General features: G+C 64.6%; 1 protein-coding gene. It reads left to right on the forward strand.

The features are described 5' to 3' along the window. Positions 1 to 305 (forward strand): hypothetical protein (locus KW835_RS26675; RefSeq protein ID WP_218387761.1); only part of this gene is annotated, 305 nt, incomplete at both ends.

The following is a 305-nucleotide window of genomic DNA, read 5'->3' on the forward strand; positions in this document are numbered from 1 at the left end:
CCAGACCAAATACGCCCACAACGGCCTGGGCCAGCGCGTGTTCAAGACCGAGCCGCTGTACAGCAGCGCAGCGGCCAAGCCCGCCAGCACCAAGACCCTGGCCAACCTGCTGGCCGATGACGATGAAGGTGGGCAGACCGAACAGCCCGGCTTCATCGAACAGTTCAAGGCCTTCCTCTCCAAACTCTGGAGCCCGGCCACCAGCGATGCAGAAAAGCTCGGCTGGAGCTACGTGTACGGCGAAGACGGCACCCTGCTGGGTGAATACGGCTCGGGCGGCGCCAACAGCGCAGGCACGGCCCAAT

Source organism: Acidovorax sp. sic0104 (assembly GCF_019219095.1).
Taxonomy (GTDB): domain Bacteria; phylum Pseudomonadota; class Gammaproteobacteria; order Burkholderiales; family Burkholderiaceae_C; genus Acidovorax.